The sequence below is a fragment of the Halorubrum wangae genome, from assembly GCF_051194135.1.
In the GTDB taxonomy this organism is placed as follows: domain Archaea; phylum Halobacteriota; class Halobacteria; order Halobacteriales; family Haloferacaceae; genus Halorubrum.
The window spans coordinates 49,248-66,087 of the sequence record NZ_JBLZNH010000005.1 but is presented as its reverse complement, the minus strand read 5'-3'; the positions used below and the strand labels follow the sequence as shown (position 1 = coordinate 66,087).

The following is a 16,840-nucleotide window of genomic DNA, read 5'->3' as shown; positions in this document are numbered from 1 at the left end:
CAATGTCTATCGATAAAGACGCAGCCGCACGGCGCATCATGGACCAGCTCGGTGAGGAGAGTCGCATCCCTTACCTCAACATCGAGGAAGGCGACGTTGGCGTCCTGATTGCCTTCCCGATCGTTGGCCTGTTTATCGCGGGCCTCACCGGCATCGAATCACTCGCCCTGCCGTTTGTGGCAGGTGGCTTCGGGTTCGGCGTCGCCGTCATCTACGTCTCTCCCGATCACCTGAATGCGTGGACGTGGACGAAAGACGTCTACCGATACGTCAAGCGGCCTCGAATCACCTTCAGCGCCCCCGAAGAGGCCGACAATAGTACCAACGAGACGGAGCGGAACGAGGGCGGGCTCGCGAACTATACGCCGTTCAAGCCGGACGAGCGGACGCAGGACCTCACGAACATCGAGCGGGCGTGGCCTGGTTCTGGCGCGATCCAGCGCGATGACGGGACGATGGAGGCGTTCATCGAGATCAACCCCGGTAATATGGACTTCGCGATGTCCAACGACTGGGCGCAGCTCCAAGACGCCGGTGAGGAGTTCGCCAACAAAGACCTGGACTCGAAGCTCAAACTCCACGCGACAACCCGCTCATTTCCGGTGGAACAGATTACCGAGAACATCGAAGATCGGCTGAACGACGAGGACGTCACAGAGAACCCAATCTTCAAAGAGCTCCTCGAGGAGTACCGGGAGACCCGGCCCAAGGAGATGCGCGAACGGGGTATCCAGCAGGTGCGGTACTACATCGGCGTCGAGGTCACCCCGCTGGAGGTCTACGACCGCTTCCGGGACGAAGGGACACCGGCGGAGAAGTTGACGCAGTTCCCCGTCATCGGGTTCCTGTTCAACCCGTTTGTGACCCGCCGCGAGGACCTCACCGACGTCGAGCGGCGCGCTCAGATGTTCGACAAGCTGGACAGCCGAGTTAACGACGTACGGTCAGAGTTCATCCAGCAGGCCTCGGGCTGGTCCGCTCGACGGCTCAGCACGGTCGAGCTGTTCGTGTTGAATATGGACTTCTGGAACGGTCGCGAACACGACCACGACGACGCGGAGCGCGTCGTTCGCGAACAACCCATCATCGGCCACTCGCGCCGGGAGGATGCCCACGATGCGTAACCTCGTCCTCCAGACGGGCAGCGGAGCCGTCGGCCAGCTCACGGAGTGGCTCACGAATCCGACCACAGCCGAGGGTGCAGCACTCTACATCCTGCTCGCGGTGCTGGTCGGTATCGGCGGAAAATTCCTCTGGGACTGGTACACCGAAGACGACGAAGAAGAAGTCGAGTTCTCGGATCTGCTCGACGAGGAAACCATCGAACAGGGCGAGGCCGAACGCCAGCTCCTCGACGACATCGCCGAGTCACACAAGACGGTAACGGCGCCGGGGGCCATCGAGTGGGAAACACGAGCCGCACGAGTCGGCGAGCAGTGGACGACGACGCTGTACATCGCGGACTACTCGGACTACCCCAACGACGGCTACCTCTCCGAGCTCTTCGAGATGACCGACGTGCAGTTCGATCTGACCGCTCACATCACGCCGAAGAACCAGGAGCGGGCCCGGAACGAACTGCAGGACATCGCTGACGACCTCCAGGTGGATGCTGACCTGGAACAGAGCGTCCGGAGTGCCTACCTGCAGGAGCGCGCCAACGAGGCCGCAGCGACGTACAAGGCCGTCGAGAATGGCGCGAACGTCTTCGACCAGGGGATGTTCATCACGGTCCGGGCCGGCGAGAAGGAGAAGCTCCGGGACGCCGTCCAGGAGGTCAAGAGTGCGCTCCGTGACGACCCCGCGAACCTCACGCCGAAGACCGCGATCTGCCGGCAGGACCTCGCGCTCCAGTCCGCCGCGCCCATCGGTGACAACGAGTTCGGCCGCGAGTCCATCGCGCTCGGCGGCGCCGTCGGGGCGTTACTTTCCTCGCCACACAACGCGACGATCCTCGAGGAGGGCGGCGTCGAGTTCGGGATTCACAAGGACAACCAGAGCCCCGTAGTCATCGACCCGTTCGCCCGGGACAACGGCTACGCGATGTTCACCGTCGGCGACACGGGCTCCGGGAAGTCGTTCAGTTCGAAGCAGAACTTCATCCGCTCCATCGAGCAAAGCAAGGACCGTATCGGCATCATCCTCGAACCGTTGAACAATTGGGCCGGCGTCGCGGAAGCGCTCGATGCCAAACGCATCACGGTCGGGGGGACGCTCGGACTGAACCCCTTGGAGATCCGGGAGACGCCCGAGCACGTCCAGCGAGCGATGGGCGAGGACGCTAGCCCGTTCAACGAGAAGCTCGACGACGCGATGAGTTTCCTCACGAACTTCTTCGCGCTCCGCGGAATCTCGCTTGGCGACCGCCGGACGACGCTCGAACTCGGCCTCAAGCGGGCGTACAAGCGCAACGGCATCACCGACGACATCTCCACGCACGACAACCCGAGCCCAACCATTCGGGATATGATGGACGTCTTCGAGGACATGGTCGACGAGCCCGAGGAGTTCGTCGTCCGGTCCGACGAGGAGGCGGGGAAGATCAAGGAGGACGCGACGTGGCTACTCGACCAGCTCCGGCCCTTCGAGGACGACGGTCGCCACGCCAATCTCGGCCAAGAATCGGACTTCGACATCCGGGACGAGAAGGTCATCTACCTCGATCTTGCCCAGCAGGAGGGCAGCGTCGACAGCAGCACGGCGCTGACGATGCAGCTGCTGATCTCGCTGGTGTACGAGCGGGCGAAAGTCTCGGAGAAGGAGGTCGTGTTCTACATCGACGAGGCACGCTACATCATGCAGGACGCCGCGAGCCTGGCGTTCCTCGAGACGGTGTTCCGCCACCACCGCCATCACGACCTCTCGATCCGGCTGGTCACGCAGACCGTCGACGAGTTCTTCGAGCACGCCGAATCCGAGGCCATCCTTGACCAGTGTGCCGTGAAGCAGTTCCACCGCCTCGACGGGATGGACGAGGAGTGGGCCGACGAGTTCGGATTGAACTACGCGCAGATGCGGTTCGTCCAGGACGCCGTGCCGGGCAACGAGGACGCCGGCTTCTCCGAAGCGCTGGTCGGCGTCGACGGCGAGTGGCGCGGCATCCAGGTCAAAGCGATGCCCAAGGAGAAGCAGGTCATCGACTTCGACCCGACCTCCCAAGTTCGGTCCTCGCTGCCCGGCGCCGGCGACGACGCCGTCGATACCGAGATGCAGGAGTTTCAGGATGAGCTCGAACACCGAGCAACGAACGGAACGAACGAAGCGAGCGAACTGAACGAGGAATCAGACGCCGTCGAAGCTGAGCCAGACGGCGGGTCGACGGAGGGGACCAACGATGGCTGAGTACCTGCGCGTCACGCCGACATCCGAGCGACTTGACCCGGAGAGTATCCCCCGAGTCCTCGACAGCCTCCACAAACTGACCACGCCCGGCTCGTCGGGTCTCGGGGCGAAGCTGAACCCGCTCCACAGTGAGACACCACCCCGGTTCGAGTTCCTCGCGATCAGTGATGGCCCGGACGACCCGGTAGAGTTCTTCTACGGGGCCGATGCGCACCTCGATACGCTTGAGAAGCGCCTCCGTTCCATCTATCCGGCCACGTTCGACATCGAGCGCGTCGACGTCAACGTCGCCGCCCGGCTCATTCAACCAAGCGAGTTCACACCGCAGGAGTTCGTCGACCACTACGAGGCCGGGCGGCTGCAGTACGAGTTTGACCCGGCAGACCAGTACGACATCGTCGAGGAATCAGCGGACTCTGAGGCAGCCGAAGCAGACCCAGTCGTCGACGGCGGTACGGCAGCCACGAGCGTCCCAGATCATCACGTGACTGTCGGGGACTCAGCCCTCAAACTAGCGCCGCCCGATGCACTTCCAGACGACGAGGAAGAGCGACGGGCCATCGAGAAGCCGACGATGACACCGGCGGGAACGATTCTGGCCCGCCCGGCACAAGATGCTGTCTCGCCGCTCGGTGTCCGGTGGTGTGGCTCCGCGTCGCGGAAGCAGGACTGGATGACCTCTCTGACGCCGTTCACGGCAGAGGAAACGAACGGCAATCTCTCGTCCGTCGACGAACCGGGCGCGGCGCTGGCGTCGCTGATCGACCACCTGATGGAGGCGACAGCGCCGACCGCGTTCCAGGTCGTTTTCCAACGGCGTGCCAGCTGGCAGTCCGACGCAGAGGTGCGGAAAGAGGACCTCGTCGACGGCCGCGATACGTTCTTCCAGGAGGTCGTCGGGTCGGTGCTCGAGGTCGAGGACCAGCGGAGCGACCAGGACGAACGGCAGATCAGCGAGTCCGTCGAGAAGCGGATCGAGTACATCGACGCGAAGAACGCCAAACGGTCATTCACGGCCAATATTCGGGCCGTCGGCGTCCCCACCGACGACACCCGCGACGACCTCGATGCCCGGATGAACTCGCTCCTCCCGGTGTTCGACCCGCTTGATGGACCGTTCTACGAGGTTGAAGGACAACGCCTCCGGGACAGTGGCTTCCGCGAGAAAACGAAGGAGAAGAAGGCACGAGCCGCTCTCCAGCGCCTTCTCAACCGCGATCTGACGACGGGGCGTGGGAAGACCCGTCCCGAGCTGGTCCTCTGTGGGACGGAGCTCGCGAACTTCGTACTCGTCCCATCCTCCGAGAAGTTGACAGTTGAAGGGACGCGGGGGACCAGGGCTGAACAGCAGAGCCGGAATCCGCTTCCATGGCCGAATCCAGATCTGATCCAGCAGTTCCAAGACGGGATGGCCATCGGCTACGCGCTCGACGAGAACGGTGAGCCACGGCCGGATCCGATCCGGATCCCGCCGGACCTGTTGCCGACGCATTACGGGCGGTTCGCGTCGACTGGTGGCGGGAAGTCGAAGGCCATCATCAACGACGCCCTCTCGCTTCGAGAGACGACTGGTGGCCCCGTCGTCCTTGTCGACCCGAAAGGGGACGGAATGTGTGAGAACTACCTGCGCTGCCATTACGAGCGGTTCGGGGGTCTCGACGACGTCTACCACTTCCGCGTCCCGGAGACCATCCCCGCGTTCTCCTTCTTCGACATCCGCCCCGCGCTCGAGGCCGGTCGCAACCGAGAGGACGCGATTCAGGACAAGGTCGACCACTGCCACGACATCCTCCGGATGATTATGGGCCGCGAACAGTACGGCCAGGCGTTCGTCGCGAACGAGATACTGAGCTACCTGATCAAAGCGCTGTTCGACAAGGAGTACGGGAGCGACGTGTTCGGGCTGGACGACCTCTTCGCCGCCGCCCTCCGGATGCAGCGCGACCAGACGATTCCCCCGGTCTCTGCGGACAACCAGAACATCGAGGAATCGCTGACGCGCCACTTCGCGAAGGACAACCACCAGTTCCAGGTGTCGATGGATGCGGTCGGGAACCGCCTCGACAAGCTCAAAGAGGACGCGCATCTCCGACGGATCTTCAGCCACGTCCCCGAGCAGAACGACGCCGGCGAGTACGTCGACAACCGCTTCGACTTCCGCGAGTTTCTCGACGAAGACGCCACCATCATCTTCGACCTCGGCGACCTTCGGCCGGAGGCACAGCGAGCGATCACACTCCTGCTGTTGAGCAACCTCTGGGACGCCGTGCAGGTCCGCCGGCGCGACGGCCAGACCGACTACGAGAAGCTCACGAATCTCATCATCGAGGAGGCGGCGCCGGTTGCGTCGACGAAGCTCGTCTCCGAGCAATTACTGCCGCAGGGCCGGTCGTTCGGCCTGAGTATGGGGCTCGTGATGCAGTTCCCTGAACAGGTGCGGAACCGGAACGAGCGAGCCTACGACGAGGTGCTGAACAACATCAAGACGAAGCTGATCGGTAACATCTCGATCGAGCGCGATCTTGCGGAGTCACTCGCCCACGAGGACCTCAGCCCGACCGAACTCCGTAACCGAATCAACACGCTCCCAAGTGGCGAGTGGATCGCCCAACTCCCGAGTCCGTCGTTCGGGGAGACTGGTCCGCCGCCGTTTTCGCTGAAGCCGCTCCCGATTGCGCCGGGGCATCCAGAAAGCGACCAGCCGCTCACAGAGCCCCAGGAAGACCATTTCGAGTCCGTGTCCCGGCCACGGATGATGGATCGGACACAGGCCCAGTACGGGCTGACAGAGACGACTGAGTCGAACACTGCTCCGGAAGAGACTGGCTGGGGGAGTTCGGGTGCCGAGGCGACGGGTTCGGCTGCCGACGGCGATGCAGCGACCGACCCGACTCAATCTGCGTTCATCAGCGAATCGACGACCGAGGAAGCGTCGACGTCGACCACGCAGCCGGAGACTGACAGCGACTCTGATGCGGACGAGGCGGAGATTAGCTCCCTATTCGGGCAGTCCACCGAAACCGACGAGGAACGAGCCGCCGACCAAGCAGCGCAACCGGAGAATGGGTCAACGCCCGTCCAGGAAAGCAGCGTGCCCGTTCCTGATGACGAACTCCGAAAGCGGGGTCTCAATCGCGACGACGTCCGATTCCTGAGTCGCGTTCTCGACGTGATGAACAGGAACGACGGCGAGTACACTCTTCTTGACTCGATGCGTACGCTTCAAGACGAGTTCGAGGAGCTCAATCTCCAGCGCCTCATCGACCAGAACCTCGTCGAGGAAGCCTCAGCCTGTGGTCGCAAATACTACACCATCCTTCCAGCGGGGCGCGAGCTCCTCGGCGAAAAGCTCCAGATAGGTCCCGGACTGGGGGACATCGGAGAGAAAACGCCGCATAAGGTTGGGGTCAGGCTCCTCGAGTTGTGGCTTCAGCAGCAGGACGATGTCGCTCGCGTCGAGCCGTACTACGAACACGATGACGACACCGTGTTCGACGTCGCCGGCTTTGACGCAGATGGTGAACTCGTCTGGGTCGGGGAAGCAGAGCTCCCGAGCAACAACACCCACGCGCCGATCAACGATTACGATAAGCTGCGTTCGGTAGACGCAGACGCAATCTGGGCATTCAACAACCGCGAGACGGCCGTCGAAGTCCTGGACAAGTTGTCCGACGCAGACCGGATCGAGGAGAGCGTCAGCGGACGGGACGCACGGTCGTTCTCGACGATCAAAGACGCTGTAGCGGACTTCGATGTAGCGGGAATGACCACCGTTCGGGGGTTCAAGAATCTCGATCAGGAGGTCAACCGATGACGTGGCGACAGGCAACCCGCGAGGAGATTTACGCCTACTACGCCGAGGAGTTCCCTCGCTACATCGACAATCTCCCCGAGTTCATCACGTCGACCGGCCCGAAACAGTACGCCGTCGCCTTTCGAGACCCCCATCCGGTTCGCAAAGACGACGTCCCTGACAAGGACTTCATCCGGCGGGATACGTGGCAAACAGATGCGTCGGGGGACCGAACGACGCCCGAGTTCAGCGACTTCGAGGACATCGCGGAGTTCATTCGGCACCCGGCTCGCAACGACCCCCTCGGAGGAAGCAAGTTCGCGCTTGCTGATCCGGAGGTGCTGGAGAAACCGGACCCACGGTCCGACGCCGTCTACTACGCGCTGGATCACTGGGAACGGCCGTGGGTCCTCTTAGTCGACATCGACGCGAAAGAGATTGCCCGAGACCGAGCGGACGAGATGGTGTCGGCGGACGTCGACGATCGGGACGACGATGCGCTCCTCGACGCCGCCGGAATCCTTGACGCCGCTCCCGAGGGGTATCCGTACGCCTTCGAAGACGTCGACCGCGCCATCGAGTACGGGTTCGAGGTGCGCGATATCTTCGATGACGATTTCGACGCCGAGGAGACGATGGTCGTGTACAGCGGGCAGGGTGTCCACGTCTACCTGCTGGATACCGATCCGGCGCACCGATACGACGAGCAGAGTCGCGAGGTGTTGAACGACCTCCTTCTGGAGACGTACGACATCCCGATCGACCCCGTCGTGACGGCCGACCGCCGGCGTGTCGCCCGCCTGCCCTACTCACTCCACGCCGACGTCTGCAGTATCGTCCAACCCATCGAAAACCCTGAGTTCGACGTTCGGTCGGCGACGCCGGAGGTGGTCGACGAATGAGTCCGAGTACGCCCACCGACGACGAGGACATGGCGTATCGAGTTGCGGCACTCCCGTTGGAGTACGGTGAGACCCGCATCAACCAGCTGTTTACACGTGGCTACAATCGATACGTCGTCGACGGCGAGGACCAACCCGAGGACCTCGTGAATGACGTTGAGCGGTTCGGGACGGCGGCGTTCAAAGAGCAGGTTCGTGCCGATGCTGCCGAGGAGCCGTTCGTCGACGAACCGGGGACGCTTGCTGTGCTCGCGACGCTGAGTGCGATCTGTGTGAAAGAACACCCGAAGTTCGAGCACGCGTCACCCCGGAACATCCAGGTGCTCTATGACATCCGAGAGCTGTACGTCAACAATCTCGCCTCCCTCATTCGGGCCCACGGGGATGGATCACTCCAACAGGACATCGCCGACGTGCTGTACAGCAAGGAGCCCGGCGAGGATGGCCCACACCCGGGTCGGGTCTGTACGGGCATCACAGAGATGTCGGAGTTCGGGGATGGCCTCTACCTCGAAATCCCGATGGCGGCGGCGTCACGCAAATGCCTTGTTCGGGAGGACGAAGCGGCGACGGGGAGTGAGGATGGCGGGGAGATACTGACGCGAGTGAAGGACAACAACATGTACGTCCCGGTGGGTGATTTCGACAGCAAGTATCGGGACTACGCTGAGGGGGCGTTCAAGAAGCTCCTGCGGGTGCAAGAAGACGGGCTCTCCGACGACCAGCTGACGTGGTTGACCACGAACCAGTCGGCGATCAAGGAGCGGATCGATCGCTTCCTCGAGACCGGCCATCACGAGCGAATCTGGCGGAACTGGGACCGTGGGGAACGGACGATCCGCGTCCTCCGTCGGGCTCTGAGTGATGCGCCCGACGACGTCGTGCAAAAGGGCAAGTTCCACACAGCGAAGGAACTCTATCGAGCGGTCGAGGCGTATGAGGCCGAGGACGAGTGGGAATCCTCCGTGACGGATTGGATCTCGAGTCCAAGCAGTCTCGCGAAGACGCTGGCCGACCACGAGTCCCACTCGGCAGTCACGATCGACCGCGACGGGCGCGTCAATACGTATCGAATCGGGCGAGCTGGGACCGGCGCCGAGCAGATCGAGGTGGAAGAGATCGAGGACCTCTTCGAACTCCCCTGTATGGCGAATATGGAGGAGCGACTACACGAGAAGAAGCCCGTCCGGAAGGACCTCTACAACTTCGCGCGGATGGTGATGTGGCTGCCACAGTACCAGGGCAGTAGCCTCGACGAGATTGTCGCGGACCTCAAGGATGTCTTCTCACGGTGGCCGTGGTACGACGAGCAGGAAACCAAGTACCAAGTTCGCTACGAGTTCTCGAACACCATCGACGGGGACACACCGTTGCCGATGAACTGTGATAACGACGATCTGCAGCGTTACTGTATCGGCCAGGACCAGTGTCCCTACTCGATTTGGGGCAGCCTCCCGTTCCCGGACGAGATGTACGAGCAGGTTGAGGAGGAATCAGCTGGCCCCGCTGAGCAATTCTAAGTCATAGACTCCCCCGAATCTGTGAAACCCCTAGATAGTGGGTGGTATGGCGACTCTGCTGAATAGAGAGAGCGGATCGACCAGCGCGTTGAATCGCTAAGCACTGTACCACATCCTTATGTATATTCAAGGTTACAAAGATGGGTGATGCCGAAGCTGAAACGGAAGAAAAACGGTGACTACATCATTCACAAATCTGGCGATACTCACCCAGTGAATACTTTCCAAGTCACCGATGAAGGGGCTGAAATCGTCCTAAGCTCCGGGCGAGATCTTCGGGAATCCTTCCCTGATCAACTGTTCTACCTGCTTCACGACCTCGACCACCTATCCACCAAAGGCGAAGACACTGAAGAAACTGGAATCGACAGAATCCGTAACCTGGACTGGGCGACCGACGAACTATCTGTAGAGGAACGCGTCAATGTTGCAACCCAGATCGTTGAGAAACACGGTGTGGACCAACTACTGGAGGGTGACGCCGCCGAATGGATACTTTCGCTTACAGGGAAGGCAGCTTTCACCCTCAAACCGCTTATCGAAGAAATCGCAGAAGCAGCGGGGTACAGCTACTTCACAATCGAAGAGTACAGCGAACGGCTGACCTCTAATTACGACCATCTTGAAACCGCTCTCTGTGCGTACCTCCAGATGGAGGGTCTTCGAACAAAAGAATTCAATTCCCCAGAAGATTCGACTGGAGGTAACAAGATAGTCGGTGCTGACGGCGACTTCGTCTACCTAGATATCGGTGAAACACCGCGTCCGAAGTACTGTATCGCCGGGGATATACCGGACGCCGTACCGGAGGAATTGAAGTCAAAACTCGTGCCGGTCTACGCTAATTCTGTAGTAGGTGATGAGGTGGAGCCAGGAAAGCAAATGGATCCGTCCGGGTTCGCTGAACTGGCTAGGATCGAGGTTCGACTAGATTATGACGTCAATGAAGGAATGGTGCTGCCACGGGGACGACTTGAGGACTTCCCCGTCGAACTTCCGCCGCGGTCCGAGCTTACCGAGCAGTACGAGGCTTTCCGAATACTGCAGAATCATGTTGACCGGGTGCTGTCGTCGTCGGAGGCTGATGTTGAACATGGAGACGAATCGATCTGTGAAAAATGGTACAACCACATCAAGATACGCCTACAAGTCGGAGCTGACGGAGAAGACGGACTTGGAAGCCAGCAAAATACACGGGTCGATCACTCTGCCACGGTTTACAGAGACTGCTACGGTGACGGCGAACAAATCACCGACTTCACATGCATCGAAATGACCCACCCCAACGAATCACAGCAGTTGAACCTGTACGCTTTCGGCCCGTTCGACCACGGCGAACAAGTCAAGGTACCTGTAGCCCCTGAATCCAGAGAACCGTTACCCGTGTACCCTAAGTCACAGCAAGAGCTCGATCATGCCTTGGAGTTGCTGGATGAGTTCTCTGCGAGACCCGAAGCCTGAGCTACCGTCTAGAAGCTGAGTATGCACACCTAATTCACGGTTAATTCTCCATCACAGGTGCGAAACAAACATCGGCAGCTTTCAGCATCTACCCCTATATTCAGTATGCCGGTTGTGTAAGTCCGGAAGGTTTCAGCAGAGCCGATCATCTCAGTATATCAATAATAATATTACGGACCAGAATCAGGTTCTTCTGAACTCCCGTCGAGCAATGTTCAGTGGCTAGCACTACCGGAATCGAGGGGTTCAGTGGTATTTTACGATTCGAATTGCCGAGCCGGGGACCTGGAGAGATTCAAAACAGGTGAAGTAGCGGTCCCAATATATTCAGATACGCCCGACATCACCTTTGTTACCCTGTCGTCGGGCGATTTTTGAAATCATAGCATTATCCGGAACTCGTCGAGGTACTTTCTACTTTTTCAAATCGGCCCGACGGGCCTCTTCTGCGATCTACAGGAGTGATTCCGCCTTGCATATCGCGTATTTTGTCCAAAGAAAGAGGCGATATGCAGTGTGCAAAGGCCGCCGGCTCTCTCAGGCCGAGGGGCCGGCACCGGGGTAGCGGATTCACGGACATATCAGATCTAGCTCATAGATTGAACGGGTGCGTTTCGGTGGTGTCTGTCACCCCCCGCGAAGGGTGGCGGGGCGCATCATGTGCCTCCGATAGACGATGGTTTCGGAACGACACAGCAAGACACGAGCAGCGCATCAAGCGGAAAGTACTCCTGACGATGAGGCGCCGTGGACAGATCTCGAGGTGGTGGTCCCGACCCACCGGGATCACGCCTCGGTCGTCGCCCTCGTGGAGTGTGCTCTCGTCGAGCTCACGTACGAGGCCGTGGGCGCCGTCTTCGTCTCACGGCAGGTCGGGCGATCGACGCAGACGCAGTACGTCGCGGCCGATGACGTCGGCGAGCAGTTCCAGAAACGGCACTTCGACGACCGGCTGGGCTGGCAGGAGACCACCATCCTTCGACGAGCCGTTCGCGACGAGCTCATCACCCAGCTCACGCGGTCGCCCTCGACGCCGGCGGAGTGGTTAGGTGAAGGAGCAGCCAGCGAGCCAGATACCTTCGTCGTGAAGCCAGTTCGAGAGCTCCGAACGCCGTAGCAGCTAGACTTAACCAACATTCCCGATCAATACCGGTACAGTGTTGGTTAACGCTGGAACTGGCCCACTCCCTCGCCCCCACCCACCGCCCGATTTCTCGAGTGAGTGAATCCTAGCGTCGGTCGGCCGTTGAGGCCGTCGCGACGGGTTTTATCAGCCCGCTACTCCTCGAGAGCGAGTATGGTCGTCGTTGAGGAGGTCACCAAACTGAGCGAGCGCCGCACCCAAACCTCGTCCGAGACGTTTCCGGACGATGCGCTGGCGTCGATTCGGGCAACCGTCGAGGCCGTCCCAGCAAGTGTCTTCGACGGCTCGACGAAGCACACAGAGGTCGGTGGGTTCGATACCGCGATCGCCGACCGGCTCTCGCAGTACGAGTACGAAGGGGACGCCGCCGGCGGCTACAACCCGAACTGCAAGCTCTGGTCGCATCAGGGGTTTAACTACAGCGTCGACCTCTACGACGCCGACGCCCGCATCGCCATCGAGGTCGAGAAAAGCGAGCGGAAGAACGTCAGCGACGACCTGCTCAAGTTCCAGAAGGGGTACCGCACCCAGAAGGACGGCCGGCCGAAGATCGAGTTCGGCTGTCTGGTGGTGCCGGTGAACTATCTCGGCCGGCATAATCTCTACCAGCACAGCCTGACCAAGCTCGACTTCATGAAGGGCGTCCTGTTCATCGACGACGTCGCAGTCATCGGCTATCGAGACCCGCGACCGAACTGACGCTGTCCGCCCTGACTGTTTGTCGGCGCCGGGAGGCGTGCAGCGCGCGACAGCGTACGCTGCGTGACTCACCATGCCTGGTCCCGATCCTCACGACGATACGAGTAGCGACCACGAACAGTTCGAGAAGGAACAGCTCACACAGGACCGCGACACCGCCGGCGTCGACACGGCAGACGTCGACGACGCGACGGCCCAACGCCTGGTCAACGACCTCGTCGGCGCGGACGTCGTCACGCCGGTTCCCGAGGACCAAGTTCTGGTTCACGAGCCGAGCGGCACCGCATTCGACTCATCGACACAGTTAGCCGTCTTCCCCCGTGGCTGGACGGCCGGGCGCGACGCCGACGCGGGGGGAAAGTGATGCAGCAGACCCTCGTCGGCTGCGCGTTCTGCGACGCGCGGCCCGGTATCGAGACTGGCGAGGCCCACACCTGGGGGCAGGACGAGCGGGTCACCCACCCGATCTGTGTCGACTGCGCGATTCAGACGGAGCCGGATCCCGACGAGCGCGATCAAGCGTCGCTCGTCGCGCTCGTGGAGTGTGCCCTCGTCGAACTGACGCACGAGCACGTGGGAGCAGTCGTCGTCACCTCCGGAACGGTTATAAAATAACCGAGAAAACGGTGTACGCAGTGAGCGCGTTTGCCGCTTCGTTCATCGCTGGATTAATCCTCGTTGGAGCAGAGCGGGGGTCCGAGTGGGCGCACAGTTGGATCAACGACCTCGACCGGATGACAGAATACTCGGTGGACCTCGAGGACGTGGAAACCGAGTTCCAGCGAGCACTCGAAACCCAGCTCACCGAGCGGGTCGACGACGAACGAGCCGAGCCGCTGACGAACGCGCTCAAGCCGTGGGACTCGTTCGTCCACGACCTGTACGGATTAGAGACTGCCGTCACGGAGCCCGACGAGTTGGATTCCGCCGAGCATGAGTGGATGACGACCCAGACGGAAAGGGAAGCGATCGAAGCAATCTTGCACACTTGGGTCGCGAGGGTCGACTCACAGATGACCGAGCCGGTGCCTAGGGAGCAGATGCGCTCCGCCTTGGTCGACGCGTACCGGACGGCGATGCGAGAGTACGAGACCACAGTGGCCGGGACCGAACTCGCCGACGAAGCCCTCCTTGCGTCCGTTCGGGACCTACGCGAGCGACTCGCGTCGCTCCCCAATGATCGAACCGGAGTGAACGTCTACAAGTCCTTGAGTGAGTTCGAGCGCGTGACGGCACTGTTCGACACCCGACCGGAGTACGTCCCTATGCCAGCCGTTCGCGAGTCGGAACCTTCGCGTCGGGAGCGCTCGCCAGATCGCGTTGCGGACGCCCGGGCAGAACTGCTTCGGTTACTCGAAGGGGGGACAGACGTGATAACCGTCTCGGGCGACGGTGGAGCTGGCAAGAGCAGGCTCCTCGCTGCCACGGGTCAGATGGTTGACGCTCAGCTGGACTGCGAGGTGTTCTTCGTAAACACGCCAGAACCTGAGCCACTTCCTGCCGACCGGGATGTCGTCCTGTTCGTTGACGACGCTGGCCGACTCGACATGGACTACTTCATCCGGCAGGCAGTCGAGGAGCACCGCGACGAGTCGACGCGTGACGTTGATGTGCAGGTCGTCGCCGCGACCCGCTCCGCTTACGAGGAGTCTGTCTCTCGGTTCGTCGATGGACTCGGATCCGTAACCACCCGCACACTCTGGGTGAACCCGCCGACCGAGCGATCGCTTGTCCAGCTGCTGGAGCCGTACGACACCAACGAGGAGACCGCCTTCCAGATTGTCCAGCAAGCGGATGGTAACCCCTTCTTCGTGCTCCTGCTCGCGAAACTCGCCGCCGACACAGGTGGCGACTCTCTGACTCTAGAGCGGGCGTTGTCCAACGTCGTGGGTGAGATGACGAGTACCGAGGGAGACCTACAACACGTCGCAGAGGTCGACCCAGCACAGGTCGTCGAACGACTACTCAAGTGGATTGCCGTCCACTACGAGTACGTTGAACCTTCTGATGAGAGCCTCCTCACTGACGATCTACCGGCTCTCGATAGCGGGCTGGCTCGTCGCGATCAACTGGATTCGCTCACCGACGCTGGGTATCTCGATCGGGATGATAAGGCGACAGATCACGAGTTTACATACAGCCACCGGTACGACGTGGTCGCCGATTTCCTCCGGATCAAGGTGCTCGATGCACAGCAATTCCGGACGTACGCTCGCTCCGAGACGGTCCGGCGGAAGGCGACCGAAGTCGCGCGCGGCATCGCCGATCTGGAATCGAGCCCGTTACTGGACCTCTACCCTGAGGTTCGAGAGACGATCAACGCAATCTCAGGGCAACTGGCGAGCGAGATCGCAGATGCCGACCTCCCGCTTAAGACTGTTCTGGACGCCGAACGGTACCTAATGGCCGTCGCTCCGTCGGCAGTACCCATTGCAGAACTTCGAGCCGAGGTAGTCGACGGACTACGGAGCGATTCGATCGGAGACCACGCGTTCCGGTTCGCCGGGCGGGTCCTTCACGAGGTCGGCGACGGAGTTTCCGTCGACGAGGCGACCGAGTGGGTGACGTATATGAGCATCCTCGCCGACGAGGGAGAACTTTCCACCGCCGAGTACGGACAGGTTCTCTCCCATGCGGTTCGTAACTACGGTGCCATAGGTGCGCTAGAGGCCGTCGACGACGTTGTTGCGACGATCCAGAACCTGCCACGCGAGAGTACATCCCCGGAGTTCGCGGTCGCACTGGGAAATGCGGCTGACATCTACGCTCGAGCTAGGGCCTTCGATCGGGTGGAGACGACGCTTACAGAACTACGAGCACTCGACGATCACTACCACGACGACAAGACGTGCGACGCGCTCGCGATGGGGTTGATGAACGCTGCCGGCGGCTACGGCGCGGTTGGCGAGTTCGAACAGGTCGAGCGAATTCGCTTAGAAATCGATGCACTCTATCGGGCTCGACCGGAGACCGATACCGCAAGATACTACGGCATGCTGTTAGCCAACGCCATTGCCGACTACGGCAACCGCGACCGATTCGACTCCATCACACGGTACCGTTCGAAGCTTGACTCGTTGGCGGACTCCGTGTCAACACCGGCCCTTCGCCGGGAGTATGCAATCGGGCTGTACAACGCAGTCTCGCACTATGCTCGAGACGAGAACTTCGAGCAGGCTACTGAGGCGGTGTCCGAACTCGATGACCTGTATGCCTCGTCGGACGAGGCTACCGTCCGCGACGAGCTGGCCGACGCACTCGCGGAGCTCACGGCCTACGTGGGAACGGATCACCGTACGACAGCCGAGCACGCATGCTCCAAGCTCCAGGAGCTGTACGACGCGACGTCGGATGGAGCCGTTGCCGAGGCGACAGCCAGGGCGACAGCCAACACGATTGATGCGTACCGCCGCAATGGACAGTGGGACAACCTCGACGCGGCACTCGACGACGTTCGGAGCCTCTACGGCGACTTCCCAAATACGGAGATCGCGCGTATACTCTCGCGGGCCCTGCTGGCCGCGATTGCGAGCTACACAAAGACGACCGAATGGGAACAAGTCGACGAGGCACTCACCGAACTCGACGACTTGCACACCTCACACCCGACGGAGTCGGTCCGCGAGGATCTGGTTGGGGGACTCTTGTATGCAACCGAAGCGAGCCTCAAGGCCGAATGCGTGGACGAGGTCGATGACTACCTCTCTGATCTGCGGGCACTCGGGGAGGCTCACGGCGACCTCTCGACGCTGGTAGGCTCCGACAGGTTCCAAGGATCGATGCGTGAGATTGTTGCCGCCTCGCTCCGGGCCGATCCCGACATTACGGCCACCGTCCTCAATCTCTTGCCGGTAGTTTGCGACGGTTCGGCACTGATTGCGACCCGGACCCGGTGCGAACGCGCCGTCTACGAGGCGGTCGAGCGCGACGAAATCAGTACGGTAACGTACCGACAGCTTCTCGATTGTCTCTGAGGGTG

At 61.1% G+C, this 16,840-nt stretch carries 10 protein-coding genes and 1 pseudogene; all 11 read left to right on the top strand.

The genetic code is table 11. The features are described from left to right. The first annotated feature begins 2 nt into the window (after window positions 1-2). The 11 genes and pseudogenes from ACNS84_RS14935 to ACNS84_RS14885 all read left to right on the top strand — a co-directional run bounded on the left by ACNS84_RS14935 (window position 3) and on the right by ACNS84_RS14885 (window position 16,835). Window positions 3-1,124, top strand: a complete 1,122-nt coding sequence (locus tag ACNS84_RS14935; protein ID WP_435075659.1) for a TraC-like domain-containing protein — start codon at window positions 3-5, stop codon at window positions 1,122-1,124. Beyond that, window positions 1,108-3,342, top strand: coding sequence for a VirB4 family type IV secretion system protein (locus ACNS84_RS14930; protein ID WP_435075658.1), 2,235 nt, complete (start codon window positions 1,108-1,110; stop codon window positions 3,340-3,342). The genes ACNS84_RS14935 and ACNS84_RS14930 overlap by 17 nt, the downstream gene beginning before the upstream one ends. Beyond that, window positions 3,335-7,156 (top strand): ATP-binding protein, encoded by a 3,822-nt coding sequence (locus ACNS84_RS14925; RefSeq protein ID WP_435075657.1) that lies wholly within the window; start codon window positions 3,335-3,337, stop codon window positions 7,154-7,156. The genes ACNS84_RS14930 and ACNS84_RS14925 overlap by 8 nt, the downstream gene beginning before the upstream one ends. Continuing rightward, window positions 7,153-8,037, top strand: coding sequence for a bifunctional DNA primase/polymerase (locus ACNS84_RS14920; RefSeq protein ID WP_435075656.1), 885 nt, complete (start codon window positions 7,153-7,155; stop codon window positions 8,035-8,037). The genes ACNS84_RS14925 and ACNS84_RS14920 overlap by 4 nt, the downstream gene beginning before the upstream one ends. Continuing rightward, a complete protein-coding gene (locus ACNS84_RS14915; protein ID WP_435075655.1) occupies window positions 8,034-9,557 on the top strand; it encodes a primase-associated protein in 1,524 nt (507 codons plus the stop codon). Before ACNS84_RS14920 ends, ACNS84_RS14915 begins: the two co-directional genes overlap by 4 nt. A 147-nt stretch (window positions 9,558-9,704) precedes the next feature. Next, on the top strand, window positions 9,705-11,018 hold the full coding sequence (locus tag ACNS84_RS14910; RefSeq protein ID WP_435075654.1) for a hypothetical protein: 1,314 nt from the start codon (window positions 9,705-9,707) through the stop codon (window positions 11,016-11,018). 676 nt (window positions 11,019-11,694) lie between these two features. Further along, a complete protein-coding gene (locus ACNS84_RS14905) occupies window positions 11,695-12,135 on the top strand; it encodes a DUF8030 family protein (protein ID WP_435075653.1) in 441 nt (146 codons plus the stop codon). 180 nt (window positions 12,136-12,315) lie between these two features. Next, the gene (locus ACNS84_RS14900) at window positions 12,316-12,861 is read left to right on the top strand and encodes a hypothetical protein (protein WP_435075652.1); all 546 of its coding nucleotides are present in this window, start codon (window positions 12,316-12,318) and stop codon (window positions 12,859-12,861) included. A 73-nt stretch (window positions 12,862-12,934) separates the two neighbouring features. Continuing rightward, window positions 12,935-13,225 (top strand): DUF8069 family protein, encoded by a 291-nt coding sequence (locus ACNS84_RS14895; protein WP_435075651.1) that lies wholly within the window; start codon window positions 12,935-12,937, stop codon window positions 13,223-13,225. Continuing rightward, window positions 13,225-13,416: pseudogene (locus tag ACNS84_RS14890) on the top strand (DUF7558 family protein); the annotation flags it as partial. The gene ACNS84_RS14895 and the pseudogene ACNS84_RS14890, both read left to right, overlap by 1 nt. Window positions 13,417-13,496: 80 nt before the next feature. Further along, window positions 13,497-16,835: a hypothetical protein gene (locus ACNS84_RS14885; RefSeq protein WP_435075650.1), complete on the top strand. Its 3,339-nt coding sequence runs from the start codon at window positions 13,497-13,499 to the stop codon at window positions 16,833-16,835. Window positions 16,836-16,840: the final 5 nt, after the last annotated feature.